The organism is Paraburkholderia sp. PGU19 (genome assembly GCF_013426915.1).
Taxonomy (GTDB): domain Bacteria; phylum Pseudomonadota; class Gammaproteobacteria; order Burkholderiales; family Burkholderiaceae; genus Paraburkholderia.
On record NZ_AP023181.1, the window covers coordinates 1,390,445 to 1,416,018 of the forward strand.

29 protein-coding genes are annotated in these 25,574 nt (G+C 61.0%); 20 read left to right on the forward strand and 9 right to left on the reverse strand.

Annotated elements, in window-relative coordinates:
- Positions 1-809: 809 nt before the first annotated feature.
- The 13 genes from H1204_RS35940 to H1204_RS35990 all read left to right on the forward strand — a co-directional run bounded on the left by H1204_RS35940 (position 810) and on the right by H1204_RS35990 (position 10,771).
- Entirely contained in the window at positions 810-1,034 is a 225-nt protein-coding gene (locus tag H1204_RS35940) for a hypothetical protein (protein WP_180733472.1), read from the forward strand.
- Positions 1,031-1,960, forward strand: coding sequence for a site-specific integrase (locus tag H1204_RS35945; RefSeq protein WP_180733473.1), 930 nt, complete (start codon positions 1,031-1,033; stop codon positions 1,958-1,960). The genes H1204_RS35940 and H1204_RS35945 overlap by 4 nt, the downstream gene beginning before the upstream one ends.
- Positions 1,944-2,354, forward strand: a complete 411-nt coding sequence (locus H1204_RS35950; protein ID WP_180733474.1) for a hypothetical protein — start codon at positions 1,944-1,946, stop codon at positions 2,352-2,354. The genes H1204_RS35945 and H1204_RS35950 overlap by 17 nt, the downstream gene beginning before the upstream one ends.
- A 57-nt stretch (positions 2,355-2,411) precedes the next feature.
- Positions 2,412-2,906, forward strand: a complete 495-nt coding sequence (locus H1204_RS35955; RefSeq protein WP_180733475.1) for a hypothetical protein — start codon at positions 2,412-2,414, stop codon at positions 2,904-2,906.
- Entirely contained in the window at positions 2,891-3,130 is a 240-nt protein-coding gene (locus tag H1204_RS35960; RefSeq protein WP_180733476.1) for a DUF4224 domain-containing protein, read from the forward strand. The genes H1204_RS35955 and H1204_RS35960 overlap by 16 nt, the downstream gene beginning before the upstream one ends.
- A 135-nt stretch (positions 3,131-3,265) precedes the next feature.
- Positions 3,266-3,574 (forward strand): hypothetical protein, encoded by a 309-nt coding sequence (locus H1204_RS51850; RefSeq protein WP_243468826.1) that lies wholly within the window; start codon positions 3,266-3,268, stop codon positions 3,572-3,574.
- A 54-nt stretch (positions 3,575-3,628) separates the two neighbouring features.
- Positions 3,629-3,967, forward strand: coding sequence for a hypothetical protein (locus H1204_RS51855; RefSeq protein WP_243468827.1), 339 nt, complete (start codon positions 3,629-3,631; stop codon positions 3,965-3,967).
- 71 nt (positions 3,968-4,038) lie between these two features.
- Positions 4,039-4,365: a hypothetical protein gene (locus tag H1204_RS51860; RefSeq protein WP_243468828.1), complete on the forward strand. Its 327-nt coding sequence runs from the start codon at positions 4,039-4,041 to the stop codon at positions 4,363-4,365.
- Between the two features lie 876 nt (positions 4,366-5,241).
- On the forward strand, positions 5,242-5,952 hold the full coding sequence (locus tag H1204_RS35970; protein WP_180733477.1) for a hypothetical protein: 711 nt from the start codon (positions 5,242-5,244) through the stop codon (positions 5,950-5,952).
- 201 nt (positions 5,953-6,153) lie between these two features.
- Positions 6,154-6,606, forward strand: coding sequence for a hypothetical protein (locus tag H1204_RS35975; RefSeq protein ID WP_180733478.1), 453 nt, complete (start codon positions 6,154-6,156; stop codon positions 6,604-6,606).
- A gap of 1,491 nt (positions 6,607-8,097) precedes the next feature.
- Positions 8,098-8,460 carry a hypothetical protein gene (locus tag H1204_RS35980; RefSeq protein ID WP_180733479.1) on the forward strand — a complete coding sequence of 121 codons (363 nt, stop codon included), beginning with the start codon at positions 8,098-8,100 and terminating at the stop codon, positions 8,458-8,460.
- A 69-nt stretch (positions 8,461-8,529) separates the two neighbouring features.
- On the forward strand, positions 8,530-10,449 hold the full coding sequence (locus H1204_RS35985) for an AAA family ATPase (RefSeq protein ID WP_180733480.1): 1,920 nt from the start codon (positions 8,530-8,532) through the stop codon (positions 10,447-10,449).
- 172 nt (positions 10,450-10,621) lie between these two features.
- The gene (locus tag H1204_RS35990) at positions 10,622-10,771 is read left to right on the forward strand and encodes a hypothetical protein (protein WP_180733481.1); all 150 of its coding nucleotides are present in this window, start codon (positions 10,622-10,624) and stop codon (positions 10,769-10,771) included.
- A gap of 225 nt (positions 10,772-10,996) precedes the next feature.
- Here the strand turns inward: H1204_RS35990 and H1204_RS35995 are convergent, their stop codons facing one another.
- The 3 genes from H1204_RS35995 to H1204_RS36005 form a co-directional block, all read right to left on the reverse strand.
- Entirely contained in the window at positions 10,997-11,284 is a 288-nt protein-coding gene (locus tag H1204_RS35995; protein ID WP_180733482.1) for a helix-turn-helix domain-containing protein, read from the reverse strand.
- Positions 11,285-11,553: 269 nt separating this feature from the next.
- Complete coding sequence (locus H1204_RS36000; RefSeq protein ID WP_180733483.1) at positions 11,554-12,366, reverse strand: alpha/beta hydrolase; 813 nt, start codon at positions 12,364-12,366, stop codon at positions 11,554-11,556.
- A 30-nt stretch (positions 12,367-12,396) separates the two neighbouring features.
- On the reverse strand, positions 12,397-12,930 hold the full coding sequence (locus tag H1204_RS36005; protein WP_180733484.1) for a 2,4'-dihydroxyacetophenone dioxygenase family protein: 534 nt from the start codon (positions 12,928-12,930) through the stop codon (positions 12,397-12,399).
- A 256-nt stretch (positions 12,931-13,186) separates the two neighbouring features.
- Here H1204_RS36005 and H1204_RS36010 point away from each other — a divergent pair, with 256 nt between their 5' ends.
- Both H1204_RS36010 and H1204_RS36015 read left to right on the forward strand, forming a co-directional pair.
- A complete protein-coding gene (locus H1204_RS36010; protein ID WP_180733485.1) occupies positions 13,187-13,810 on the forward strand; it encodes a TetR/AcrR family transcriptional regulator in 624 nt (207 codons plus the stop codon).
- An 82-nt stretch (positions 13,811-13,892) separates the two neighbouring features.
- The gene (locus H1204_RS36015) at positions 13,893-14,615 is read left to right on the forward strand and encodes an SDR family oxidoreductase (RefSeq protein WP_180733486.1); all 723 of its coding nucleotides are present in this window, start codon (positions 13,893-13,895) and stop codon (positions 14,613-14,615) included.
- Between the two features lie 89 nt (positions 14,616-14,704).
- On the opposite strand, the gene H1204_RS36020 is transcribed toward H1204_RS36015, so the two are convergent.
- The 3 genes from H1204_RS36020 to H1204_RS36030 all read right to left on the reverse strand — a co-directional run bounded on the left by H1204_RS36020 (position 14,705) and on the right by H1204_RS36030 (position 17,036).
- Positions 14,705-16,237 (reverse strand): PAS domain-containing sensor histidine kinase, encoded by a 1,533-nt coding sequence (locus H1204_RS36020; RefSeq protein WP_180733487.1) that lies wholly within the window; start codon positions 16,235-16,237, stop codon positions 14,705-14,707.
- Between the two features lie 97 nt (positions 16,238-16,334).
- Positions 16,335-16,799, reverse strand: a complete 465-nt coding sequence (locus H1204_RS36025; protein ID WP_243468829.1) for a response regulator — start codon at positions 16,797-16,799, stop codon at positions 16,335-16,337.
- A 99-nt stretch (positions 16,800-16,898) separates the two neighbouring features.
- Entirely contained in the window at positions 16,899-17,036 is a 138-nt protein-coding gene (locus H1204_RS36030; RefSeq protein WP_180733489.1) for a hypothetical protein, read from the reverse strand.
- Between the two features lie 103 nt (positions 17,037-17,139).
- Here H1204_RS36030 and H1204_RS36035 point away from each other — a divergent pair, with 103 nt between their 5' ends.
- Positions 17,140-17,379: a hypothetical protein gene (locus H1204_RS36035; protein ID WP_180733490.1), complete on the forward strand. Its 240-nt coding sequence runs from the start codon at positions 17,140-17,142 to the stop codon at positions 17,377-17,379.
- A gap of 163 nt (positions 17,380-17,542) precedes the next feature.
- On the opposite strand, the gene H1204_RS36040 is transcribed toward H1204_RS36035, so the two are convergent.
- The 3 genes from H1204_RS36040 to H1204_RS36050 form a co-directional block, all read right to left on the reverse strand.
- Positions 17,543-19,966 carry a cytochrome c gene (locus H1204_RS36040; protein WP_180733491.1) on the reverse strand — a complete coding sequence of 808 codons (2,424 nt, stop codon included), beginning with the start codon at positions 19,964-19,966 and terminating at the stop codon, positions 17,543-17,545.
- Positions 19,967-19,973: 7 nt separating this feature from the next.
- On the reverse strand, positions 19,974-20,477 hold the full coding sequence (locus H1204_RS36045; RefSeq protein ID WP_180733492.1) for a (2Fe-2S)-binding protein: 504 nt from the start codon (positions 20,475-20,477) through the stop codon (positions 19,974-19,976).
- A 158-nt stretch (positions 20,478-20,635) separates the two neighbouring features.
- Positions 20,636-21,799 (reverse strand): FAD-dependent monooxygenase, encoded by a 1,164-nt coding sequence (locus H1204_RS36050; RefSeq protein WP_180733493.1) that lies wholly within the window; start codon positions 21,797-21,799, stop codon positions 20,636-20,638.
- Between the two features lie 314 nt (positions 21,800-22,113).
- Here H1204_RS36050 and H1204_RS36055 point away from each other — a divergent pair, with 314 nt between their 5' ends.
- From H1204_RS36055 to H1204_RS36070, 4 genes are read left to right on the forward strand one after another with little or no spacing between them, the layout of a single operon-like run.
- Positions 22,114-22,866, forward strand: a complete 753-nt coding sequence (locus H1204_RS36055) for an Asp/Glu racemase (RefSeq protein ID WP_180726447.1) — start codon at positions 22,114-22,116, stop codon at positions 22,864-22,866.
- Between the two features lie 32 nt (positions 22,867-22,898).
- On the forward strand, positions 22,899-23,753 hold the full coding sequence (locus H1204_RS36060) for an alpha/beta hydrolase (RefSeq protein WP_180733494.1): 855 nt from the start codon (positions 22,899-22,901) through the stop codon (positions 23,751-23,753).
- Between the two features lie 22 nt (positions 23,754-23,775).
- Positions 23,776-24,807: a 2,5-dihydroxypyridine 5,6-dioxygenase gene (locus tag H1204_RS36065; protein WP_180733495.1), complete on the forward strand. Its 1,032-nt coding sequence runs from the start codon at positions 23,776-23,778 to the stop codon at positions 24,805-24,807.
- Positions 24,808-24,850: 43 nt separating this feature from the next.
- The gene (locus tag H1204_RS36070; protein ID WP_180733496.1) at positions 24,851-25,495 is read left to right on the forward strand and encodes an isochorismatase family protein; all 645 of its coding nucleotides are present in this window, start codon (positions 24,851-24,853) and stop codon (positions 25,493-25,495) included.
- Positions 25,496-25,574: the final 79 nt, after the last annotated feature.

Genomic DNA, 25,574 nt, shown 5'->3' on the forward strand with positions numbered 1-25,574 from the left:
GCGGGTTCGTTGCCCCGAAAGCTTCCATCGTGTCTTCTCCCGATTCGACACGCTGGACCTCATGCTCCTCGCTTTCATCAATTTCGCGTTCGTTGTCAAAGGATTCAGATAGTGTGAAAGGCCCCAAGAGAAACTGCCTCGGCAAGACAGGTACACCGGACTTGCCATGGAACCGGTTGTGCTCTCCTCGAAGCTTCCATGAACTACCGCGCGATCCTTCTCAGTACGACATGTTGCATCCTGACAACAGCGAAGCAGGTATGCCACAAAATCTTTTTTTACTTATATACTTGTCACCAGCTGCTAGTCCAGCATGAGTCCTCCGGGACACCGCTTCAGAATTAACGTATGAAAGACTGCTCATCCGCCCAGGACGGTCGCCTCATACGAGTAAAATGCGTCTTTTTTCGAAGACGATGCCTGCTTCTCGCCTGAGAGGTGGGTTGGCGTTTCCTCCCGACCAGAAAATCACCCCGGCTAATTGCTGGCGTGCTTCGACGTCGCATGCAGAGACATGTTCGAAGGGCGTCTCTTAGCGTCGTTCGGGCTTGGAGCGCGGAGCAATTGGGATCGCACTTCCGATGTGATCCGCCGCCCCCTCAAGAAACCGCAACTCATCAAGCATGTGCCAGAGCGTCCTGCTCGTCACTAGAAATGGCTCTCGCGCCGCAGTCGCTGCCCTTGGTCAGGGCTCCGCATCAACCCGCAAAAGTTCCTGACCCGTCGCCCACTCGTGGCGGCGGCGGCATTAGCCGCGCGGGTAGCATCCCCCCTCGTGGATGCGACACTTCCTTTACGGAGGTCGATGCATGCGCACACGCAACAAACACTCTAGGCTGAACCGGTCGCCGATTGTTGATCAGATCCGCCGGTTCACAACGGCCCGCCTGAAGGCGTCGGACAGGCGCGCCTATTCGCTTCAGAAACTCGCCGACAACATCGAAGCGCGGTTTCAGATCAAGGTTCACAAATCGACAGTCCAGCGCTTTCTCAAGACGCTTGGACTTCATTTCGCGTGGGAGAAAGCGAAATGACCAGAAGATCGATCTCCGTCGAACAGTTCGCACGCTCACGTATCTCGGCCGTCCTGGCCCTGGGGCAATCGAAGACTGCGCTTGGCAGCCTGGTTCACAACGTGATCACGTCGGTTGGCACTGCACGCAACTTCGAGCAGTGCCTGCGGGATTTCCTGCGGTGGCGGATTGCACAAGGTGCCAGTATTGACTGGCCAGTCACGCGCGCAGAGATAGAAGCTTATCTGCTTCATGAGAGCTCGCGTTGGCGCCAGAAAACCCTCGACCAACATCGCCAGGCGTTGAGTCTGGTGTACAGCGTGGCCCTGACTCACCTCAACGCCGAGGTTCCGACTATCACCGAGGGACGGGCGTATACGCTTGACGAGATGGAGCGGATCGCACGTCGTCAGGCACCGCACAATGCGCTCGCAACGCGGATTGCGTTTCACGCAGGTGTCCGGGCCGCAGAGCTGTACGAACTGCGGGAGGCCCACGAACTTGCGCGAGAGCCGAACCGTCCGTGGCGCAATGACCTGTTCACCGGGATGCCTGAGGGCGTCATCTACCGGGTCACTGGCAAAGGTGGGCTGGCGCGCAGCATTCTGATTCCTATTGAGTTGCATGTGCAACTACAGTCTCTGCGGCTTGACACGCCCACCCCTGTCATCGATCGCCTGGTGCACCGGGAAGTACGTTTCCAGGTTGGTGGTGGACAAGCTACTTCGGAATCCTTTTCATCAGCCAGCAATCAGGCACTGGGTTTTTCTTACGGGTTCCACGGCCTGCGACACAGCTACGCACAAGCTCGTCTCGAGACGCTCTTGAGCACGGGCCTGGATCCATTGGACTGCCTGGAGATTTTGTCCCAAGAACTGGGTCATCTCCGCCCCGATATATCACTTGCATATACAACTCGGAGAAAATCAGATGTCACGGAGAACTGATCGTCCGAAAGGGATGCGCGCGCGCCGCGGTCGAAACGGAGCTGTCACCTATTATCTGCTGTGCAAAGACGGTTCAAAACTTGTCCTAGGTCAGAACTTTGAGCTTGCCCGTGCGCAATGGGTTCAGGAGCAGCAATCGCGCGTCGCGCTCATTCGTCCGGCGACTGCCCTCGAACTTCTGCACGGCATTGAACAGTGCTCATTGCCCTTGGCAAGCAGACAGGCCGCCGCTCGCCGGCGCAGCGAAATAGATACACTCCGGGCTTTTTTCACCGAACACGGGGACCCCAAGCTTGAGGAGATCACGGGCGAGGATGTGTTTCTGCGTTGGTACGGAAACGCGGTCCGTCCAGGCCAACCCGACTCTGCCATCCGGATGTTCAGGTTGGTGTGAAAATCTGCGTCGAAACTCGGGATCGTTAGCACCGGTTGCCCGTGGAATACCTTCGATTTGCGTAAAGCTCAACTGAAGATGGAAGCGGCGGACGTCGTCAGGCATTTCGCATCGGCCCCACTGTCGGAACTTCTCGAAGACCTTATGGGCAGGTCTGCGGTGACCGCTGTCGAGCTTCCGGGCGCTGTGGACTCGGACTCCGCAGAACGCCTGCGGGTTGAATTCTCGCACGCTGCATCCCGTGCGGTGATGATGCTGCGTAAGTCCGGTCGCACTGATCTCGTGGCACCGGTGTATCAACTCGAAATCAACGAGTTGCTCTCGCTGCGGAGATCAACTTTCCTCGCACTGATTCGTCCTCCGGGCTCCATTCTTCTGCAACATCAACGCGCCGAAGTACTCGCCTCGCTCAAGACGAAGACCAAATGTTCTGACGATGCAGCTGACGTGAATGCGTACTTGGCTCAAGGACCACGAGACCAGGAAAACGAGCCGATGCCCGTCCTCGCACAAGAAGATTCGCTGGAGAGAACAACATGGCCGACCGACTGATGACGAATGAGGACCTGAAACTCGTGACCGGCAAACAGCGATATCCAAAGCAGGCCGAATGGTTCCGGCGCCAATTCAATTTCGACCCGCCGCGTCCCGGCAAAAACGCTGTCGTGGTTACCGGGGAAACATTCCAGGCCCTGCAGGAGCGTCGGGCCGGGCACAGGACCGTGTCACTGCCGAGCGACCCGGCTCCGCCTGTTTACCTTTTGCGCAAGGGGTGAATCATGAACGCGAGGCGGAGGACCCGGCCCGATGGATTGCCGGGCCGAGTCTATGAGAAAGTCGCGTCGTATTATTGGGTCCGACCCGACAATTGATCGATTCGTCTGTCGAAGGTCCTTGAGGGTGACCCGAAAATGCTCGAACTGCTGGCGGAAAAGAAACGGCGCTTCGAGGCGATACTCGAGGGCCGGGGCAATCTCCCGGCGGTTATCTTCACTTACATGGACCAGAAGGCGGCGACGTACGCGGCATCATATCGAGACGAGTGGCGACGACGTGGAGAAGGCGTACGGAGCTACTTTCGCGACTGGAATATCGAGCGCATCGACGCCTCAACTGTCGAGGATTTTCTGCTGAACAACTGGCCCGAAAAACTGCCGACGCAAAAGGCAATGAAGGCCTGGCTCTCGACGTTCTTCAGCTGGGCAGTGCGCAAGAAGTAAGTAACTGTCAATCCGACCCGTGAGGTCAAAGTCAAAAAGCCCAAGAAGCGCAACGTGTACATCAGCGATGAGCATTTCATGGCGATCCGGGAATGGCTCATGAAGTATGAGTTCGCTTTGCACAAAGATACGCCCGGGCAGAAAACCATCGTCGGCAAGATGAATACCGGTCCGATGATGCAGTGCTTTATCGAATTGCTCTATCTGACGTGTCAGCGGTCGACAGAAATCCGCCCTGCTAACGTGGGAGCAGATCGATCGCGCGACGGTGTCATCCACTTCGTGCCGACAAAGACTGCAGAATCGAGTGGCGAAGCGGTCGACTGGCCAATCACGCCGGGCATCGACACTGTATTGAACCGGGCCCGGCGGCTCGAACCTGCGTTTGGCTAGAAGTATGTGATCGCGACCGGCGCGGCAAACCGAAGAGCGACCAGGCTTGTCGCGATGCATGGGAAGGCGCAATGCAGCGCGCCGGTCTGGGTGACAAACCCTACAAGATCAAGGATATTCGCGCGAAGGCGATGTCAGACGCGAAGCGCTCGGGCTACGATCTTGAAGCACTTCAGGTGGCGGGCACCCATACAGACCGGTCGACAACCGAAGGTTATATCAAGTCGCGGGAGGTGCCGGTTTCGACTGTGGTGCTGCACCTTCCCGACGACAAATCGGCGCGAATATTAGAAATTTTTAATATCCCCTCCGAACTGCACAAGATTCAGGCACCAATGAAAAACCCGCGCAGCCTTACGCCGTGCGGGTTTCAATCTGGTCGGGGCGAGAGGATTTGAGCCTCCGATCACCTGCACCGCGTGCAGCCGGTTGATGTCCGGGAAAGCCACGACTGTGTTCGCGTTCAGCACATTAGCTTCTAACTTGTCGCCCAAGAATCAGGCACGAACGGACGCGCTCGCCATGCGATTGGCAAACAAATATTAGAAGCCGCTCAAGGAGCACAACACAATGACGCTCATGGCGCTTACGAGTTGGGCAAATGTGCACTACCGGATCAGGTGGGTTCTGTGCCTTGGCACCAGAACTTATGTTTAATAGTTGTTCGAAACGTCATGCCCTTACAATTTCGGACGATTCTTTGCTACAGAAACAGCCGCTCTCAAAGCAAAAGAGCACTCATTGCAACGCAACGACAATAACGTCGCACGCATTCCGCTTACGACGTAGTGGTGTTCCTGCGACATCCAAAAAAGACATTGCGAGCCGGGAAGACCGGTTATACAATGCATGCCAGCCGTTTGCTCGGCATGCTGTCCACGATGCACCTCAGCTTCTTGAACGCAGCGCACCAGTCTCCCTCGACTGGCAAGACTGGTTTGTAATTTGATCGCCCTAGGTTGACACAACGACCGGGCATCAAAGTCTGGCTCCACTCCCAAAGAAATCCGCATGTTTTGATGCTTGCACGGGTTTGCCCCTATAGGCCCGATGCGCATAGCCGCAACCTGCTCGGTACGGCAAGTAATTGCGGCCGGCCATCAATTCAACCCAAGCACTGCAGCACAGGGACCGCCCGCGTCCAGCAACGGTTTGCATTCTCCCATCAAAAGAAATTAGGTGTATCTGTGTCGCCCCTGCCCCCGATGCGCGGTTCGTTGCGACTAGCGCATTCACGTCACACCACTTGATTTTTCTTTTTCCGTGGAGGTTTTATGCTTTCGCCGTACCCAATGTCAGTGCTCGTGGACAAGGTTGCCCGTAAAGTGGAGGGGTTCCAGTTCGGACAGTTGCCCTCTCACGTCATTGATGGCATCGCGCTGGTCGCCGCTGCTACCGAACTGCTCAACGCGCAATCGCGCGAGGAGCTCCTTCAGCAACTGAGCGACAAGGCCGATGCCATTCGCCGCTCCGCGTCGTATCGCCTGCATCACCAAAATTATGCCTATCCGGAGTGGCACCGCATTACCAGGTCCGGAACACAAGTCATGGCGATTGGCGCTCCTTTTCACACGGCGGAATGTAAGCCAGTGATTGTTGTTTTCACCTATCCGAATGATCTTGTTAACAATCCGTCGATGGCCACGCAATTGTTCAAAGATGGCAAGGATTGCTCGCTTGATCAGCGCCTGGCGGAGGAGCTGGCCCCTCTGGCTACGAAGCTGTTCGGTAGCCATGGGCGTCTCCACGTAAAAGGGGGCACCCATTACATCAGCCCGTTGCACTTTCTGCTTTGTCCCGTTGACACCCAACGCCTCGCTCCGCAACAGGTTGCCGCGGGATTTTCAGCGCTGCTGGCCGATCCGGACCTGGAAGAACGCTACATTGAAATTCTCGCGGAGACAAAGCAGATGGTCGAGGCGACGCGCTTCAAGAATGTTGGCCTTTTGGCGCGATGCCTTGCGTTTATCCAAAGGAAACACTAGAGCTATCCTTAGTACCGGTCGTCGCTCGGACGCGTAGATGGTGACGTTGCTTCTATAGATTTACCCGCGCGGTCAGCAGGCGTATCTGCTGACCGCTAGCCCTGCTAGCAATGGCCGGTCCGCTGCATCGACGTCTTTACACCCGGTACGCCTTACGTTTCCGCCCGCAAGCCGAACGATGATATCGAACTGACGCTTACGATGGCCGCCAACGAAAACTCAGGCTACAGCAATAACTCCACGGGCACCTTGATCAGTCTGTTCCAGATCGGGGCGGAAGCTGCAGCCACTGCGTCCACGCCAAAAGGCCGGTTACCAGCCGTCATTAATCTGTTGCGCGGCCCGTCCGATCGCCAGCGACTGCTCGGTCTTAAGGCCATAAGCGCATCGCTCGACTGCCGTGGCATGGGATACCGGACCGTCGGGCTAGAATTTCAGGGCATGCGTCAACGCGTAGTGCTCTGGAAGCCGACGACCTATGCGGAACACTGGGAAGCAAAACGCCTGCATCTTCAGACGCTGGTTGACGAAAGTCGCAACTGGACGGGCTCATTGCAACAGGAGGCCTTCCAGTTCTGTTGGACGCTCTACGGGAACACATCAATACGCTGCCATGCACCGAACTGGCTTTCGAAATCCTCGAGAGACTTATAGCCGATCCGGCCGTGCCGCCAGGTTCGCTGAACCGCTTCTTCTGGGAGCCTTTGGCAACCACAGTCTTGAATTCGTCGGTTATGTTTCGTCTGCCCATCTCTCACCTCAGTTTGAGAATTATCGTCTTTAGAGGCGTCCAGAGTCATTGGACTACTACAGTGTGACAGCCCCCTCACAGCAGCAACCTTCCCGCCCGCCTCTTATCTGATCAACCGGCACTCGCTGATCCTCATTCAGTTACGCATAGGCCGAAGATGAGCGCTCCCCGGCGGCAGCGCGCTCATGAGAAGTATTGGTGTCTGGCGGCCCGACTTGCATCTGCGGAACTCCATGCGATTCTGGACTTGTCCTCGCACAGCATCACACGCGGAGGCCGGTTTTCGGATGGCATCCCCGTGATTCTGTCCGACTGACGAACAACCATAACCACATGGGTAACTCAATGTTCAACAAAGGTCCGAAGGAATTCCTCGCAGCGGAATGCGCGGTCGCGTCGGCTTGTACGTTCACCGTATCGCCGAACACATCTTCACGTCCTTTCGCTGGTTCCGAGCCGACGGACGATGCTCCTAGACCCCGTGAGCATCATGCGCCAGTGCATGGACCACCCGCAGCGGACCATCCTGCAGAGGTCGCCTCGCTGATCATGCCGCATACAACGGATGCCGTGATACCGGGCTTCGACTGCACGCCCGGCAAAGACTGAGGCATCGGGACCGGTCGTCGTGAATAGACGTTCGTGAGCTCAGGCGCCGATCATTTCATCCGGGATGCATCAGAACCTTTAGGCCAGGCCGAAGGAACAGCGTCGCAACATGCCGCCATGTATGCCCTTAACCGGGAAGGTTTGCCGTTATCTCCATAACTGATTCATGAGCGGCCTGTTTCCGTTCTCAAAGCCGAATTACTCCGGTAAACCAACTTATTCAAGGATCCCCGTGGGCAATCCGCAAAAGAATCTCTGGCAGGTCTTCGTCGATGAATGCCGACAGTGCCTCGCCGACTACTTCGCGCCATTCATCCTCCTCGCACGGTGGTTACGACGCCGCACGCGCAAGTGATATGTCAACTACCTGCAAAGAGGTAACAAATGCGAACAACAGGTTTTATTGCACCCAACGGCCGCGAGGTCATCAAGGTCGTGACCGACTCGCGCGTCACCGGGTATATCGACGCAAGCATCCCGCCCGAAGTGATTGAAGCCTGGTACCGGCGACTGAGTGCCGACCTCAGGCGCCCTATCTCGCACTCGCGACGCATGCTGCGGCAGAACCGGCGTCGCACAACCAGGCCGATGCGCAAATGTACGCGCCGTCAGCATCCGGAACCGCGTCAGTGGTTGCCCAGACGAGGTCGCCCACTCATCGTGCTTCGCTAGTCCGCATCAACTTGCTTTCTCCTCTGGTCCACGGGAACCTGGATCTGTTGCCGCACGACGAGCCGTCGCGACGGGACCGACACATCCAGTTCATTATCTAAACGGAGCTCCGTATGCAAAACCATCAGCAACAAACGTCACTGTTTTCCTTCATCCATCCGGACCATGCGTGCCTCCCCCGTCCGGTCAGGGCATTCTGCAACACCCTTGCGACACTGATGTTCTTCGCGCCGGTTTTCATGTCCTGTACTTCGTGTCTTGGAATCCTGCTTGGCCTAGGTGGACTTCAGGATGCCCATCCGGCGCTGGCACACGGGTTTGCCCTCGTGGTCATCGACATGATCAAGGGCTGCTCAATCGGATTCACGGTCCTTCTCCTCACCGCGGTTTTCTTCGAACGCGCGCAGTTCGCGCAGTTCATCCGCGACGACCTGTTCAGCATGATCGAGGACGAGATCATGCCCATGTATCGCTAGGCGTCCCGGGTTCTTCCACGCCCAAATTCAGTCTCGCCCCTGTAACCCACCTGCTTGTACGGAGAGTCCATGAAGGATGCCATCGTATTCACGGCCCGTTTGTTCCCTCCGATCCTCACTGGCGTCCTCATGGGTGCCGGCGTTGGATCCGTTCTTCACCTCCATGACGGGCACCGGTTGCTCGCGATGCTGGCCTGCACGGGCTTGGCATTCGCGCTTCACCGCTTTGTCCGCGCCGCCCGCTGGCTGATGGTCACCGGGACCTTCGCCATGCTTATGCTTGCGATTGGTCAGTATTCCGCGCTGAGCGCTGGTCTGTTCGGCGTCGGAATCGTACTGTGGCTGGCATTGTGTGCCGGGCGCGGGTACTGCAGGACCGGCCAACCCACCCAGCGCTCCGTACAACAGCCCGTCCCACGCTCAGGGGCACAGGATTCATCAGGTCAACCAGCGCCTCAGCGAGCGTACGCCCTGGACGACCGCGTATTGCGCGCCCGGTTCGCCTTTGACGCCATCACCGGCATGGCCGACACAAAGAACCGGCTACTCAACGCGGCGCGCGACATCCTCACCAACCACGCTCAGGCGAGAAACGGCATCCTGCTGTCCGGCGAGCCCGGCAATGGAAAAACCATGCTTGCCGAAGCACTCGCCGGAGAGTTCCAGATCCCTTTCTTCTCGATTGCCTATCAGGACATCGCCTCGAAGTGGATCAATGAAACACCTGAACGCGTGAAGGCGGCTTTTGCGCAGGCCACTCAGCTAGGTCAGGCTGTTTTCCTGATTGATGAGGTGGACGGATTCATCAAGGCGAGGCACGACTCCCACCACATGAATCGCGATCTGACGAACACGATGCTCACCGAGATCGTCCGCCTGCGCGGCACCCGAATTATCCTGGTCGCCGCCACCAACGATCTCGACTGGCTCGACGGGGCCGCGGTGCGCGAGGGTCGCTTCGACTTCAAGATCGAGGTGCCACCGCCAGATGCGCCAGCACGTGAAGCGCTGCTTTCCCGTACCGTCTTCCAGGCGCTGGGACCCAACGCCCTCAGTGCACCCGTGCTCGAAAGCCTCGCCGCCCGCTGGGAAGGGTTCAGTGCGGCTCGTCTGATGGCCATCGGCCCTCAACTTGCCGACATGCGGCGCGAAGGTCTTTTCGGAAATGGAGCCGTTTCGTTCGATATTGCCACGCAGGCGATGCGTCGCATCCAGGGATCGAGGGGTCACCTCCCGGAGAAGACCAAAACGGTAGAGGAAATCATCATGCCCGAGGACTCGCGTGATGAACTTAAACGGCTTGCGCTGCGCCTGCGCCATGTTCACCGCATGGAACAGCTGGGCGGCGCGCTTCCCCGCGGCGTACTGTTCTATGGCCCACCGGGCACCGGCAAGACGCAGGCCGCAATGGCCATCGCAAAGTCCAGCGGATGGGCGGTTCTCAAGACAACCGGCGCCGAGCTTCTCGCCAGCCATTCCGCGTGGAGCCAGCTATATTGGCAGGCGAAGGACCTGCGGCCGTGCATCGTATTCGTCGACGAGGCGGATGACGTCTTCCGGAATAGGCGGATGTCCTCTGTTGTATCCGTGACGAACCGCATTCTTGCCTCGATCGACGGCACCGATGGCCGCGTGCCTGACGTACTGGTGATTGCGGCTACCAATCATCCGGAAGCACTGGATCCAGCGGTGCTGCGTGGCGGCCGCCTCGAGCAGAAGGTCCGCTTTGATGTGCCGTCACGTGAGTCGCTCGCGACTTATATCCGCTCCCGGCTGAAGTTCAAGGCGGGAGACACCTTTGCAATTTCGCGGCACACCGTGGAATGCGTAATCACGGCGCTTGAGGGCTGCTCGATCGCCGACACGGACGCCGCATTGCAGCGGCTCATCGACGAGGCCGCGGCACGCCATATCGAATCCGGAGTCTCAACCATTACGACCGCCGATGTGCACGCAGCGCTTTCAACACTAGATATTTCCGTCGGTTGAACCGTCTGAGGCACACTCGCGATAGGACAGTGAGCTCTGACAGCCTAAGCGTCTCCATGCCCACAACCGATTCGTATCGGCATTGCGTTTCCGCTGTGATAACTTCCAGGATTGCAGGCCGGCCAGGCCGAAAGCCTATCAGCCAAGCCCCGCGTTCCCTTAAGGAGTTGAGATGACAGATGACGACTACCTGACCCTGCAGGAACCAGTGCTGGCGATCGAACGTGACGACCACAAGTGGGGAGTGCCTCGCCACGGCGCCACAATCGTGGCAGGGCGAGTTGCGAGAACTGATGCGGGATTAACCATTGACTCGACGTAAAGGAGCGGCGCTGCCGCCGGTAGAGACATCAAAGCAACTCAGAGCGCGCCTGCGGGCCTTTGCACTCGCAACGAGTGAAGATGCAATGAAGCCGCGCAAGGTCCCCTTTCCCGAGCACGGTTACGGCTGACGGAACAGCCGGTTTCCTCTCTGGCCGACAGCGCCAGATGAAACAATCCCTTACGACTCACATCGCACCATACGTTTGAACGTACCTGATATCTGCTAAGGCGACCATTTCCAGTCCACCAGCGTGAGGACGATGCGCCACGTAACACCTTGCGGGTCAAGCTTGGCGGGACGCCGGCCAGCGATACGTCGCGCCACGCTTAGCGCCTGGGCCGGCACCGAAGCATAGCGGTCAGGCCCGCAGTTGCGAGCCAGTTCGCGACTCACCGTTGCAGGTGAGCGCCCAAGCATATGGGCCATGGCCCGTATGCTTGAACCCTGCAGATTCTGGCTGGCAATCGTCAGCCGCTCTTCAGACTGGAGTTGCTGGTATCGTTTTTCCATGGCAACACCTTATACGAGTCGGGGTGTTGCACTTCAAACTTGAGAACTCAGAGTATTTCCTTTAGAAAATTCTTGAAATAACTTCGAAAATGTTAAATGGTCATATCTCCACAAATTGCAAATCCGCGACGAGCCATGCCCGCCGCCATTCAAAGGATTACGGAGCGATCCTTAGGGCATGCTCCTTTGGCGTTATGTGATCGGACAAGTTATCGCGGCCTGTTCAACAAGTGCAAGCGTATCCAACACTTGCACCTGCATTACAACTGTCAAGCAAAGAACTCAATCATTGCCTGCGCCACCGCCGAAGCATCGTTTTCCATCGGAATATGTCCGGCCTTTGGAATTCTCACCAGCCTGGAGTACGGAATCTGCGAGACAAAGTACTCCGCATTTTCAACCGACTGGAACGTATCGTCTTCGCCCCATATCAGCACCTTCGGTGTCTTCGAAACGCGCAACTGGGGCACTAGCGCGGTCGTATAGTGGCTATACGCGGCGCCCGCCAGCGCAAGCCACGAGCGCGCCACCCGTGCGTCTTGCCAGGGATCGAGGTATTCGCTGATTTCGTCCTCCCCTGCCGGACGGCCAAGCGCGGTCATCACCGATTTGCGGCGCGCGGCAAGGATATCTTCATGCGTCGTCGCCGCTGCTACGGCAGGATCCCTAAACCGCGCTACGCCCGGCACGGGCCATGAGTCGAACATCACCGCATTGACGAGCGCGAGCTTCTCGACGCGAATTTTCTCGTCCACAAGGATGTGCTGCGCAACGCCACCACCAATATCGTGTCCCGCAAGCAGAATCGGTTCGTCGATACGAAGCGCCCGCAGGAACTCGACGACCCAATCGGCGAGAGCGGGAATCGATGCCTGTTCAACCGTCAGTTCACCGCCCGAACGGCCGAGGCCGGGAAAATCAACCGCAATCGCCCGAAAGCCGGCGCGCGCCAGATCGTCCATCACGGGCTGCCAGACGCGGCTCCAATATGTACCGTGAAGCATGAGTATCACGGGACCGCTTTCACCCGCGGCAAGGTAGCTGGCTTGGGTGCCCGCCACATCGACAGTCAATCGTTTCATTTCAATCTGTCCTTTCTGCGCATTCATTCATTAGCGGATCAAGCGCTTCACATAGTCCGCGCCGAGGCCAATCGATTCATAGTGCTTGCGCGCCGCGTCGATCTTCGTGAACACATCTTCATAGCCGACCGCGACACCTTCTGGATCGACATACGTATAACCACCCGTCACATGGAACCAGGTGATCATTTCCGTGACATCTTCGGGCACGTACAGCGTATGCGTTTCGCCCGCCGGCTCATGCGCGTAGCTGCCCTGTTCGGCGATCCATTCATGCTCGAGGTAGTACCAGCGCCCTTTGAGCACGAGCGCGTGAACAGGCCCGGTGTGACGATGACGCGACAGCACTCCTGACTGCCGCACGCGCAGCAGGTTCACGTAATAGCCCTGACTTGCGTTCAGCAGAAGCGGCTTGAAAGAAACCGTGGAAGTGGTGGGTACCCACAGGTTGTCGTCCTGCAGATAGGTGTCGAGCACGCCGAGATGGACAAGGTCCGCAGTCATGTCCTGCGGCTGCGCGAGTTGGTACGGAATTGCATTTTCGTCGGGTTTTCGTGGGTTCATTTCAGTTGTGCCTCTGCTCTGTACGGTTGCGTAGGCGGTGCCTGCAACAGGCCGGAATGACCTAGCTGGCCGCCGTTCCGTGGAATATTGACATCGGAGTCAATCTTGACAAGCACGACAAGAATAGCCGTAATTTCGAACATGTGCACGCAAGTGTTTTGTCGCATGCGCATCCTCGCTTGCGTTTTGTATCACTCGATATATAATGCAGCAAATCCACGAACATTACGGCGTTCGTGCATGCAGGAGCACAACTATGGCAAGGCCAAGAGAGTTCGATGAAGAGCGCGCGCTCGAAGCGGCGCGCGACGCGTTCTGGGAGCACGGCTACGAAGGCACGTCCACGCGCGACCTGGTGAAATACACCGGCCTGACACAGCCCAGCCTCTACAACGCGTTCGGCGACAAACGCGCGTTGTTTCGCCGCGCGCTCGAACATTACCTCGATCACACGTTGAGAAGCCGGCTAGCAAGGCTGGAACATGAATTCACGCCCGCTCTCGCCGTGACCGCCTATTTTGCCGAGATCATTCAGCGCAGCGGATCGGATATCGGCCAGCGAGGCTGCATGCTGGTCAACTCCGTGCTGGAGAAAGACCAGCATGCGGACGGTTTGCAGGAAGCCATCGCGAGCGAGCTGGCTGAGATAAAGGGGTTCTTTCATCGAAGCATCGTTGCCGCGCAGAAGCGCCGCGACGTTCCCAAAAGCATTAGCGCCGATGACGCATCCGCTCATCTCCTCACGCTGCTGCTAGGCATGCGCGTGCTCGCGCGCATCGGTCCCGATGTCGAACTGCTGCGCTCGGCCGTGGAAGTATCGCTGGCTACGCTAGGTTTGCCGCGCCTGCGGGAGGCCGAAAACAACAAGCGCAGCAAATGAGTTTTTCGTCGCGCGGTGAGATGCGTTCATGCGAGAACGCCAACTGGCCGTGCAAATCCACTTTGTCTTTTGAAGAAGCATCATGACGCAACGTACTTTTCTTATCACTGGCGCGAGCAAAGGCATTGGCCGCGCGCTGTCCGAGCGGCTCGCCCGCGCAGGCCATCAGGTTGTCGGCATCGCACGTCGCACTGATGACCCGACCTTCCCCGGCACACTGGTGAGCATCGATCTCGCCGATCGCGACGCTACCGACAAAGGCTTGCGCGAACTGACCTCGCGCTACGCGTTCGACGGTGTCGTCAACAACATGGGCTTCGTCAAGCTCGCACGGCTCGGCGAGATCGAACTCGACGATCTGGACCGCACGTTCAGCACGAATCTCGCGCCCGCCGTGCAAACCGCGCAGGCGTTGCTGCCGAACATGAAGGAGAAAGGCTGGGGACGCATCGTCAATCTGTCGAGCCTGGTCGTGCTGGGCGTCGCGCAGCGAAGCACGTATGCAGCCGCCAAGAGCGCGATGATCAGCTTCACGCGCACATGGGCGCTCGAGCTTGCCGACACCGGCATCACCGTCAATTCCGTGGCACCTGGCCCGACCGAAACTGAGATGTTCCGTGAAAACACGCCCGTCGGCAGCGAAGCCGAGAAGCGCTTCCTGTCGCTCGTGCCGATGAAGCGCTTAGGCAAGCCGGACGAACTCGCGGCGAGCGTCGAGTTCTTCCTTTCCGAGCCGGCAGGGTTCATCACCGGGCAGACGCTGTATGTCGATGGTGGCGCATCGATTGGCAAGGCGGCGATCTGACGCTCAGGCGATCCGTTCTCGGGCGAACCGAGTGATAGCGACAAGGGCAGAGTTCCACGCCACCCGTTATTTCGCGCGCTTATGCCGCGTCATGCCCGCAGCGCCTTCGCGAGATCGGCGAGCCGGTACGGCTTGTAGACAAACGGAAACTCGTTGAAAGCACCGTACTCGTCGCGCAAGGTCGCGAGCGGGTAGCCCGATGTCAGCACCACCTTGACGGCCGGATATCCGGCGCGGACATGGTGCGCCAGGTCCATGCCGCTCATGCCGTGCGGCATCGTGATATCCGTGAAGACCACGTCGATATCGTCGCGCTCCTTCAGAATCTCCACGGCCTCGGAAGCGCTGCTCGCCACTACGACTTCATATCCGATGCTGCGGAACAGTTCCGTCGCAAGCCCCAGCACGTCCGGTTCATCTTCGACCAGTAAAACCGTTTCGACTTTCGAAGGGACAAAGGTATTCGCCGACTCCACGGGCTGTGCCATCGGCAGATAGAGATCGATGGTCGTGCCTTCTCCTTCGACGCTCGATATCACGACATCGCCGCCCGACTGGGTGATAAACCCGTAGACCTGGCTCAGCCCGAGTCCCGTGCCCTTGCCAGCCGGCTTCGTCGTAAAGAACGGTTCGAAAGCCTGTTCCAGCACTTTCTGAGGCATGCCCGTTCCCGTATCGGATACGGAAATCCGTACGTAGCGGCCCGCCGGCAACACGGCCGTGACCGCTCGGTCCGATTCGACGGTGGTCGTCGCGATCGTCACTGTCCCGCCGTCGGGCATCGCGTCCACGGCGTTGACGACGAGATTGAGCAGGGTCGCTTCGAACCGCGCGGCATCGACGAGCGCGAACGCAGACTCTCCCGCCAGGCCGAGCTCGCATTTTGTAATGTTATCGGCACGGACTTTCACGAGCATCGGCTCAAAATCGCGGATCAGCATGTTCAGATCATGGACTTCCGGCCGCAACGGCTGCTGGCGCGCGAAAGACAGCAGTTGCTGCGTGAGCGAAGCGCCGCGATCGATGGCCCGGCGCATGCCGTCGATCATCTTCATGTCCAGGTGCGTGCGCGACTGGGTGGCCAGCACCTGCAGGCCATTGGACAACACCGCGAGCAGATTGTTGAAGTCGTGCGCGACACCGCCCGTGAGCCGGCCAATCGCCTCCATCTTCTGCGCCTGGAACAGCGCGATATTTGCCTTTTCTAGCGCAGCCGCCGACTGCTTGCGTTCGGTAATGTCGCGCGTGACCTTGGCAAAACCGACCAGCTCGCCGCGTTCGTCGCGAATCGCATCGACCACCACGTGCGCCCAGAAGCGGCTGCCGTCTTTGCGCACGCGCCATCCCTCGCGTTCCGCGCGGCCTTCCCGCGCCGCCGTCGCGAGAATCATGGCTGGCGCGCCGGCCGCTCTGTCCTCATCCGTATAGAAACACGAGAAGTGCCGGCCAAGAATCTCGGCGTGGCTGTACCCTTTGATCCGCTCGGCACCGACGTTCCAGCTCGTCACGATGCCGGCGGGCGACAGCATGTAGATCGCGTAGTCGCTCACACCCTGTACGAGGATGCGGAATTGCTCCGCTGTCTCGCGCGCCGTATGGTGCGTCTTGTGAATGTCGCTCATCTGGGACTATCCGGTGACGGGTTCCAACGGCCGATTTTACGCTTCCGATAAACGATCTCTGTACGAGCGCCGACAGCGGCGGTCGTCGGAGCCCGGCTTATGGCCAGCAGCCAGCATCGACGGGAATCCAGCGCGATGCGGGCAGGCTCTGGCATCTCAGGACTGCGCGCACGGATGCTTTCGGGTGCAGCGACCCGATGGCGGGCTGGTGCATCGCGGCGTGGACGTCGAGCGTGGCCGTCAGATCCTGAATGCGCGCCGGTTTGCGCAAAAACCGCGTCCAGGATTGCGGAAAACTTTGCGGTTCGGCAGCAGCCGACAACAGCACGATCGGCAACCCGGAATGAGCGGGCTGCTCGTGCACCAGACGGCACAACTCGGCGCCGTCGATGCCGGGCATCTCATAGTCCGTGATCATCAGCTGGAACGATTCCCGACGCAGGATATCCAGTGCGCAGTTGGCATCTCCAGCGACGCTCACGTGGTGACCGTCGCTTTCAAGCGCCAGTTGCAGCGACCAGAGGTTCTCCTCGTCGTCGTCGACCAGCAGTACATTTGCCACGGTTTGGCTCGTCGTATCGGTCATGCGGGTCCGCCACCACCGGCGCCGCCGTTAGCGGCAGCCGGCGCATCGTTTCGGTTAGCGAGGTCTGCAGGGCGCTCATTGCGCCGGAGATACGCCTGCATCGGAAGCGCCTTCGCCTTCTGACGGCGTGTCGCTTGCTGGAAAGAAGGCGCCTTGGGAAACCTCATCGGCCTGTACATCGAACGCCCATTGCCCAACTGATTGCGTTGCCATGACTCGCTCCTTTGCCCTGGTGTTACAGACAGTCCGCAATCGATGTGCCGCAACAACTTAAAAGGAGACATTCAGCACGCAACGTGAAGACTTCGCACGGCAGTTGACGGCGCTGCTTCGCGACGCAGCGCCAGATTCCGTAGCGGAGTTGACGGACACAGCGATTGCCTACTGGAACGGCGAGAGGCTGGTCTACGCGTTTGTCAGCGCGGAAGGAACGGGCGCATTGGCGGGAGAGTTCGAACTCGACTCGCGCCGGTGGACAGAATGGAAAGACTGGCTCGCCGACTGGCTGACCGATCCCGTATTGAGCGTGCGCCACGACCTACCCGGCGCGACATAAATGACCGGACTTCGGCAAATTCGTCTGTTCAGCGCTGTGCGGCGCGGGTGCGCGGGATGCGCTCGCTTAAGGTGCCAACCAGCGGATCGACGCTATCTGCGCATACGCCGTGCCGGACAGATCCCGCCAGTCCGACACGAACCCGGCGGAGTCCACCTCGACATCAATGCACCGCCTCGCGCACGCGAGCGGCCGTCACCGCGAGATCGTGCCATGCAGGCTGGCCGGGCGCATAGCGCGCGCGAATGTAGCCTGCCAGTTCGGCGAGTTGCTGATCGTCGAAGCTGTCCTTGAAACCCGGCATGTAGCCAAGCCCTTCCGTGGCGGGCTGATCGATGCCGTACATCATCACGCGCAAAAGGTTCGCCGGACTCGCCTGGCTCACGCTGGTGTTCAGCCCCATCAACGGACGCACGCCCAGATGGCCCACGCCGCCCGATTCGGCATGACATACCGCGCAAGCCGCCTCGAACATGCGCCGTCCGTTCTGGAAACCGGCCGCTGTCAGCGCATCCGCGTTCGTCCCTGCGGCGCGCTGCGCGGCCGCGTGCGCGGCGACGGCGGCATCGACGGGCGGAGAAAGCGACGCGATGTAATGCGCTATCGCGCGCACGTCCGACTCGGGCAGACTCGCAAGTCCCGCCACGACGGGCGCCATCGGTCCCGCGGCGACGCCGTGCTCGGCGGAGAATCCTGTGCGCAGATAGGCGAACAGCGCGTCTTCCGTCCACGGCACGGGCGCCGCTCGCGCGGCGACGAGCGCCGGCGCGTCCCAGCCTTCGGCGCTGCCACCGCCGAGATACGCAAAGCCGCCCTTCTCCGCGCCCAGCGCATTGCGCGGCGTATGGCACGCGCCGCAATGCCCCGCGCCATCCACCAGATACTTGCCGCGATTCCACAGCGCCGACTGCTGCGCGTCGGGCTGGTATTCGCGAGCATCATGAAACAGCCAGTTCCAGCCCGCGACGAGCCGCCGCTGGTTCATCGGGAACGGTAGCTTCGTTTCGGGCGCGGTCTGCTTCACGGCAGGCTGCGACTTCAGGTACGCGTATAGCGCCATCATGTCGGATTCGCTCATGCGAGCAAACGCCGTGTACGGGAACGCCGGATACAGATGCCGGCCGTCGCGTGCAATGCCCTGGCGCATCGCGCGCGCGAACGCTTCATATGACCACGCGCCGATGCCCGTCTCGCGGTCGGGCGTGATGTTGGTCGACCAGACGGTGCCGAACGGCGTCTCCAGCGCGAGGCCGCCCGCATTGACGTGCCCGCCGGGCGCCGTGTGACACACGGCGCAGTCGCCTGCAATCGCAACCTGACGCCCGCGTTCGAGCATCGCCGCGCTCCACATCGATGCGTCGGCACCTGCGCCTACGGGCAACGGCGCAATCGGCGACGGCCCAGGCAGGATCGAGCACGCGAGCCCGATCAAGCCGCCCGCCACGCCGCCGATACTGCCGCCCGCCAGCCAGCGGCGCCAGCGCGACGGCCGGCGCGCCGCCGCGGGCGCTTCGAGCGCGACGGCGGGACCTGCTGCGGCGAACGCGCGGCGAATCTGTTCGGGGTCGAACGGCGGCGCGCGAAAGCGCACGCCCGTCGCATCGTAGAGCGCATTGGCGATCGCTGCGGCGACGGGCGCAGCCGCCTGCTCGATGCGTCGGTCGTCCGATGCGGAGCGCGTGGTGACGTTCGATACCCGCTCGCTGTGCGCTTCGATCAGATCGTGCGAGACAGGTGTGCCCGCGCCCGACGCAAAACCCGTTTCATCATGCGACGCGCGCGCGATCCGGCGCACACCGGTTGCGCGCGCAATCGCCTCTTCGATCTGCCACGCGGGCAGCCCTTGCAGCGCGTCGGCATCCGGCGTTCCCGCGCCCTGGCCCGCCACGACGCGGCGCACGGCGATATCGCCCGTTGTGCGATTGACGTCGAGATCGACCACCCACGCCGACCAGCTCATCGGCTGCGGCTCAGCGCGCGTATGCGCGTTGTTCGGCGAATAGTCAGGCAGTGCCTCGACGCGCGTAGTTGCTTCGCGCGCCTGGCCGTCGAACGCAAAGCCGCGACCGCGCAGCCACGGCGAAGCAGGTTCTTGAGCCGCATGCGGCGCGGCGCCCCACGCCGCGCGCTCGCTCACCATGCGAATGATTTCTCGCGCGCCGGCGTCGCGCGTGGCATCGAGATGATCGAGCCGCAGCGCGACGGGATCGCGCCGCGCGTCGTGCGCCACTTCGTCGATGAACGACTCGCGCGCGAACGCATGAGCTTGCGCGGGAATCGCCCGCGATGGATCGTCGACGGCGACGCTCGCGTGTGCATGGCGATACAGCAACGGCGGCAGCGATGCTTGCGCGCCGGACCCACGCGCCTCGCTCGCCGCATCGCCGACGCGCGCACGATAGTGCCACTTCGCCATCGTGCCGTCCGCCGCGACGCTCGCTTCGACAGCGAGTTGCGCATCCGCATCGATGCCGTCGGCGGGCCATGCGTACTGCGCGCGACGTCGGGCAACGGCATCATCCTCGCCTTCCGTCAGGAACACGCGATTTTCGTTCAGCCGCAACGCCCGCGGATCGTCCTCGCTCATCGCGGCCTCATTGCCCATGTTGCTGCCGCAGATACAGTGCCGCGCGCTTCACGGCCCGCACGATCTCGAGGTGCGTGCCGCAACGGCACAGATTGAAGCGCAGCGCGTCGCGAATCGCGTCGTCGTCCGGCGACGGGTTGCGTGCAAGCAGCGCCGCCGTGCTCATGATCATGCCGTTCAGACAGTATCCGCATTGCGCCGCCTGTTCGTCGATGAACGCGCGTTGCACAGGGTGCAGCGCGTCGGGCGTGCCGAGTCCTTCGAGCGTCGTCACTTCGCGCGCGTGCGCCGCCGCGACGGGCACGACACACGAACGCGCGGGCTGACCATCGACGAGCACCGTACACGCGCCGCACTGGCCAAGGCCGCAGCCGTACTTCGGACCGTTCAGCTCGCAGTCGTTGCGCAGAATGTAGAGGAGCGGCGTGTCGGGCGTCGCGCCTTCGATGGTGCGCGTCTCGCCGTTCACCTTCAGCGTGAGCGGCTGCGCATGGGTAGCGGATTGCAACATGGACTGACTCGTTAAGGATGTGCCTGGGCTGCGCGACGCCGCTGTTGCAGTTCGCCTTGCAGCCGTCCGCAGCCCGGGCGGCGCGCGCTGCGTGATAACACGCGAGCGACACGCCGCACCGCACCTTATAACCCGCCGAAATTCCGCCCGCTGCGGCTTTACGCGGTGGCGGCTTCTTTCGCGTCGGCCGCTTGCGGCGACACGAGCGGCACGTTGAAGACGTCGTACGCGAACACCCATGCCGGGTCTTCGTTCGTGCGCAGCCACGTGTTGTTGTGCGACACCAGCTGCACCTTCGACGCCCGCGCCGCGCGATTGGCCTCATACAGCGCAAACGCGTTCGCGTAGTCGGTCGCGCCCGTTTCGTCGAGGCAGCGCGCCAGCATCGCCGCGTCTTCGATCGCCATCGCAGCGCCTTGCGCCATGTGTGGCTTCATCGGGTGACAGGCGTCGCCGAGCAGCACGAGACGGCCACGGCTCCACAGCGGCAGCGGATCGCGTTCGAGCAGCGGCCACTTGGTGATAGACGGCGACACGTCGATCAGGTTCTGCACGTCGGGATGGAAACCTTCGAACGCCTCGCGCATTTCGTCGCGGCTGCTGTCCATCATCGACACGCCCGCAGGCCATTCGGCTTGCGGCACGCCTGTCACGTAGTAGTACTCGTCGCGCTTCTCAGTGACGTAATAGACCATCATGTGACGGTCTTCCGACCACCACTTCACGCACATGTCATACGCGCGGTTGCCAAGCAGCGACGCCGGAAACACCGCGCGATGCGCGACATAGCCCGTATAGCGCGGCGGCTCAGCGCCGAGCAGATGCTCGCGGATTTTCGAGTTCACGCCGTCTGCGCCGATCACGAGGTCCGCCACTTCGACGCTACCGTCCGCGAACGTGAGGCGCACGTCGCTGCCCGTATCTTCGACCGATTGCAGGCACTTGCCGAACGTGATCGTGCCCGGCGTAACGGCTTCCGTCATCAGCGCATGAAAGTCCCCGCGATGCACGGTGAGATAGCTCGCCCCGTACGTCTTCAACGCGTAGTCGCCCAGCGGAATCTGCGCGATTGCCTCGGCCGTCTTCCAGTCGCGGCTGTACCAGTAGTCGGGATGCGAACCCATGACGTTGAGCGCGTCTTCGCAACCGATGCGCCGCATGATCTTCATCACGTTCGGGCCGAGGTGAATGCCCGCGCCAAGGCGTGAGAACGCGGGCGCCTGCTCGTAGAGACGCACGTCGTGACCGGCGCGCTGCAAGAGGGCGGCGGCGGCCACGCCGCCGAGGCCGGCGCCGATGATGGCGATACGGGGTTTGCTCATGGGTTCTCCAGGTGGTGCGCCCGCGCCGCGCTTTGAAGTGCTAGTGCTTCGCGCCGACGGGCCGGGTTGAGTCGAATGTCATCGGATTGGAATGTAGCGTACACATTAGAAAATAAATCGGCAAGCACAATGTTTTCCGGTTAACTACCTACGTTGTTCCGCACATACTCGCCTATATATGACGTCTTGCGGTGAATGAAATTATTTATCCCCGTTGTGCATTTAAAATGTACACGCTAGACTTTGCTCAAATCTCCGACGACGCCCGCAACGGCTGGCCTCGTCGCCGCCCAACTGGAAATGGAGTGAGCGTCATGAGCAAGACTTATCGGATCGGCCAGATCGTGCCGAGCTCGAACACCACGATGGAAACGGAAATTCCGGCGATGCTGCGTCTGCGCGAAGCGATCCGCCCGGAGCGCTTCACGTTTCATTCGAGCCGCATGCGCATGAAGAAGGTCGTGAAGGAAGAGCTTGCCGCGATGGACGCTGAATCGGACCGCTGCGCGATCGAGCTTTCCGATGCGCGCGTCGACGTGCTGGGTTATGCGTGTCTCGTCGCGATCATGGCGATGGGGCGCGGCTATCACCGCGTCTCGCAGGCGCGCCTGACGAAGCACACGGCGGAGAACGGAGCGGCAGCACCCGTGTTGACCAGCGCGGGCGCGCTGGTCGACGCGCTCAAGGTGATCGGCGCAAAGCGCATCGTCGTGGTCGCGCCGTACATGAAGCCGCTGACGGAACTGGTGGTCGATTACATCCGCAACGAAGGTTACGAAGTGCTCGACTATCGCGCGCTCGAAATTCCCGACAACCTCGAAGTCGGCCGTCATGATCCCGCGCGCCTGCCCGAGATCGTCAAGACGCTGAACTACGCGGACGCCGATGCCATCGTGCTGTCGGCATGCGTGCAGATGCCGTCGCTGCCCGCCGTCGCGAAGGTCGAGGCAATGACGGGCAAGCCCGTGATCACGGCCGCCATCGCCACGACTTACGCGATGCTGCGCGAACTGGATCTCGAGCCGATCGTCCCCGGAGCGGGCGCGCTGCTTTCGGGCGCATATTGAGTCCCCGTCAACGCCATTCATCGGAGCGTCATATGTCCAGCACTTTTCTTTACGGCGCGAACGTCGCCGCCAACGGCATCCGCCAGCACTATCTTCGCTACGGCGGCACAAGCGGCGAGCGTGGCGCGCGCGCTGCCGTCATCGTGATTCCGGGCATCACGAGTCCTGCCGTTACGTGGGGCTTCGTCGGTGAAGTGTTCGGCGCGAGCTTCGACACGTATGTGATCGATGTGCGCGGGCGCGGCCTCTCGGAAGCATCGGCGGCGCTCGACTACAGCCTCGACGCGCAAGCCGACGATGTCGTCGCGCTGGCGGCAGCACTCGGTCTCGAACGCTTCGCGCTCGTCGGACATTCGATGGGTGCGCGTATCGCCGCACGCGCCGCACTGGGTGCGCCGCGTGGGCTCGAATCTGTGGTACTGGTCGATCCGCCCGTTTCCGGCCCGGGACGCCGCGCGTATCCGGGCAAACTGCCGTGGTACGTCGATTCGATGGCGCTCGCGCGCAAAGGCACGGACGCTGAAGGCATGCGCGCGTTCTGCCCGACGTGGACCGACGAAGAACTGCGCCTGCGCGCCGAGTGGCTGCACACGTGCGACGAGCGCGCCGTGATTGCATCGTACGAAGGCTTTCATACCGACGACTTCCACGCCGACGCCGCTCAACTGAAGGTGCCGTCGCTGCTCATCACGGCCGAACGCGGTGACGTGGTGCGCGACGAAGACGTCGCCGAACTGCAGCGCGCAACGCCCGCGATGCAGCATGTGCGCGTGCCCGATGCCGGCCACATGATTCCGTGGGACAACGCAGCGGGTTTCTACGAGGCGTTCGGCACCTTCCTCGGCGCTCCGTTGACGCAAAAAGCGGCCGCAGCGGCCACGATCTGACGCATCCATTGGAGAACACACGATGTCCATCAGCGACTATCAACTGATCGAAGCGTGGAAGGAAGTGCTCACGCTCTCGCGTCTCGAAGCAGGCCAGACGGTCACGATCCTGACGAGCGCCGCCACGCATCCGCAGACGCTCGCGTGCGCGCTGATCGCCACGCAGTCGATGGGCGCGATCGTCAACCGGCTCGATTTGCCGCCCGTAAACGGCGACAAAGCCTTCAGCCGCGATTCACTCGCGTATCTCGGCGCGACGCCGCTCACGGGCAACCGCGCGGCCATCGCGGCGCTCAAGGAAAGCGATCTCGTGCTGGACCTGATGACGCTGCTGTTCTCACCCGAACAACACGACATCCTGAAGTCGGGCACAAAAATCCTGCTCGCAGTCGAGCCGCCCGAAGTGCTCGCGCGCCTCGTGCCGACCGTCGCGGACCGCGAGCGCGTACTCGCCGCGACGAAGAAGATCGGCGCCGCGCGCGAGATGCGCGTGTCGTCGCCGGCGGGCACGGCGCTCGTGTGTCCGATGGGCGAGTTCGGGCCGATTGCCGAATACGGCTTCGTCGATGAGCCAGGCCGCTGGGACCACTGGCCGAGCGGCTTCGCGCTCACGTTCCCGAACGACCGCACTGCGCACGGCACGATCGTGATCGATCGCGGCGACATCCTGCTACCGCAAAAGCGCTACGTAAGCGAACCCATCGTGCTGACGGTGGAAGGCGGCTATGCGACGAAGATCGAAGGCGGCGTCGATGCGGCCTTGCTGCGCGACTACATGGAAACCTTCAACGACCCGGAAGGCTACGCAATCTCGCACATCGGCTGGGGTTTGCAGCCGCGCGCGCGCTGGTCGACGCTCGGCCTCTACGACCGCGAGGCGACCATTGGCATGGACGCGCGCGCGTTCGAGGGCAACTTCCTGTTTTCGCTCGGACCGAACAACGAAGGCGGCGGCAGCCGCACCACGACGTGTCATATCGACATTCCGCTGCGCGGCTGCACCGTGAAGCTCGACGATGAAGTCGTCGTGCGCGACGGCCGCGTGGTCGCCTGAAAGCATGAGCGCATGAGCGCAACCTCGACACCGGACACCCACCATGACTGATCTCTCGCAACACGCCGAAGCCAATGTCTACCGGCAACAGGGCTTCGGCACACCGTTACCCGTGCACGGCAACATCGGCCTTTTGATCATCGACTTCGTGGTCGGCTTTGCGGACCCCAATACCTTCGGCGGCGGCAACATCCAGCCCGCCATCGCGCGTACGCAGGATGCGCTCGCGCTGGCGCGCCGAAATGGCTGGCCCGTCGCGCACAGCCGCATCGTCTACGCGGACGACGGCAGCGACGACAACGTGTTCTCGCTGAAAGTGCCCGGCATGGCGACGCTCACGGAAGACCATCCGAACAGCGCGATCGTGCCCGAACTGACGCCAGTGCAAGGCGAACTCGTGGTACGCAAGACGGTGCCGTCCGCGTTCTTCGGCACGCAGCTCGCGCCGTGGCTCACACAGCGCGCAGTGCAGACGCTGCTGGTCGCGGGCGCCGTCACGAGCGGCTGCGTGCGCGCGAGCGTGGTCGATGCAATGTCGTATGGCTTCCGTCCGCTGGTGCTGTCCGATTGCGTCGGCGACCGCGCGATCGAGCCGCACAACGCGAACCTGTTCGACATGCAGCAGAAGTACGCGGCCGTGATGCCGCTGGCGCAGGCCATCGCCGAGATCGAAGCGGCGCGCCGCTAAGTCCGCGCGATTTGACGTAGGGAATTTGGCCGCTTAGTTTGCTTGTTCAGCGTGAACGCGATCGGGACGGACGCACCGT

What these genes read in the sequence shown, in the direction of transcription:
- H1204_RS35975 (WP_180733478.1), top strand. Translation starts at nt 6,154, where the DNA reads ATGGCCGCCAACGAAAACTCAGGCTACAGCAATAACTCCACGGGCACC.
- H1204_RS36050 (WP_180733493.1), bottom strand. Translation starts at nt 21,799, where the DNA reads ATGAGCAAACCCCGTATCGCCATCATCGGCGCCGGCCTCGGCGGCGTG.
- H1204_RS36005 (WP_180733484.1), bottom strand. Translation starts at nt 12,930, where the DNA reads ATGAACCCACGAAAACCCGACGAAAATGCAATTCCGTACCAACTCGCG.
- H1204_RS36010 (WP_180733485.1), top strand. Translation starts at nt 13,187, where the DNA reads ATGGCAAGGCCAAGAGAGTTCGATGAAGAGCGCGCGCTCGAAGCGGCG.
- H1204_RS36020 (WP_180733487.1), bottom strand. Translation starts at nt 16,237, where the DNA reads ATGAGCGACATTCACAAGACGCACCATACGGCGCGCGAGACAGCGGAG.
- H1204_RS35990 (WP_180733481.1), top strand. Translation starts at nt 10,622, where the DNA reads ATGACAGATGACGACTACCTGACCCTGCAGGAACCAGTGCTGGCGATC.
- H1204_RS36040 (WP_180733491.1), bottom strand. Translation starts at nt 19,966, where the DNA reads ATGAGCGAGGACGATCCGCGGGCGTTGCGGCTGAACGAAAATCGCGTG.
- H1204_RS36055 (WP_180726447.1), top strand. Translation starts at nt 22,114, where the DNA reads ATGAGCAAGACTTATCGGATCGGCCAGATCGTGCCGAGCTCGAACACC.
- H1204_RS35945 (WP_180733473.1), top strand. Translation starts at nt 1,031, where the DNA reads ATGACCAGAAGATCGATCTCCGTCGAACAGTTCGCACGCTCACGTATC.
- H1204_RS35970 (WP_180733477.1), top strand. Translation starts at nt 5,242, where the DNA reads ATGCTTTCGCCGTACCCAATGTCAGTGCTCGTGGACAAGGTTGCCCGT.
- H1204_RS36015 (WP_180733486.1), top strand. Translation starts at nt 13,893, where the DNA reads ATGACGCAACGTACTTTTCTTATCACTGGCGCGAGCAAAGGCATTGGC.
- H1204_RS36070 (WP_180733496.1), top strand. Translation starts at nt 24,851, where the DNA reads ATGACTGATCTCTCGCAACACGCCGAAGCCAATGTCTACCGGCAACAG.
- H1204_RS35960 (WP_180733476.1), top strand. Translation starts at nt 2,891, where the DNA reads ATGGCCGACCGACTGATGACGAATGAGGACCTGAAACTCGTGACCGGC.
- H1204_RS36065 (WP_180733495.1), top strand. Translation starts at nt 23,776, where the DNA reads ATGTCCATCAGCGACTATCAACTGATCGAAGCGTGGAAGGAAGTGCTC.
- H1204_RS51860 (WP_243468828.1), top strand. Translation starts at nt 4,039, where the DNA reads ATGCAGCGCGCCGGTCTGGGTGACAAACCCTACAAGATCAAGGATATT.
- H1204_RS35950 (WP_180733474.1), top strand. Translation starts at nt 1,944, where the DNA reads ATGTCACGGAGAACTGATCGTCCGAAAGGGATGCGCGCGCGCCGCGGT.
- H1204_RS51850 (WP_243468826.1), top strand. Translation starts at nt 3,266, where the DNA reads ATGCTCGAACTGCTGGCGGAAAAGAAACGGCGCTTCGAGGCGATACTC.
- H1204_RS35985 (WP_180733480.1), top strand. Translation starts at nt 8,530, where the DNA reads ATGAAGGATGCCATCGTATTCACGGCCCGTTTGTTCCCTCCGATCCTC.
- H1204_RS36000 (WP_180733483.1), bottom strand. Translation starts at nt 12,366, where the DNA reads ATGAAACGATTGACTGTCGATGTGGCGGGCACCCAAGCCAGCTACCTT.
- H1204_RS35980 (WP_180733479.1), top strand. Translation starts at nt 8,098, where the DNA reads ATGCAAAACCATCAGCAACAAACGTCACTGTTTTCCTTCATCCATCCG.
- H1204_RS35995 (WP_180733482.1), bottom strand. Translation starts at nt 11,284, where the DNA reads ATGGAAAAACGATACCAGCAACTCCAGTCTGAAGAGCGGCTGACGATT.
- H1204_RS35940 (WP_180733472.1), top strand. Translation starts at nt 810, where the DNA reads ATGCGCACACGCAACAAACACTCTAGGCTGAACCGGTCGCCGATTGTT.
- H1204_RS36030 (WP_180733489.1), bottom strand. Translation starts at nt 17,036, where the DNA reads ATGGCAACGCAATCAGTTGGGCAATGGGCGTTCGATGTACAGGCCGAT.
- H1204_RS36045 (WP_180733492.1), bottom strand. Translation starts at nt 20,477, where the DNA reads ATGTTGCAATCCGCTACCCATGCGCAGCCGCTCACGCTGAAGGTGAAC.
- H1204_RS36060 (WP_180733494.1), top strand. Translation starts at nt 22,899, where the DNA reads ATGTCCAGCACTTTTCTTTACGGCGCGAACGTCGCCGCCAACGGCATC.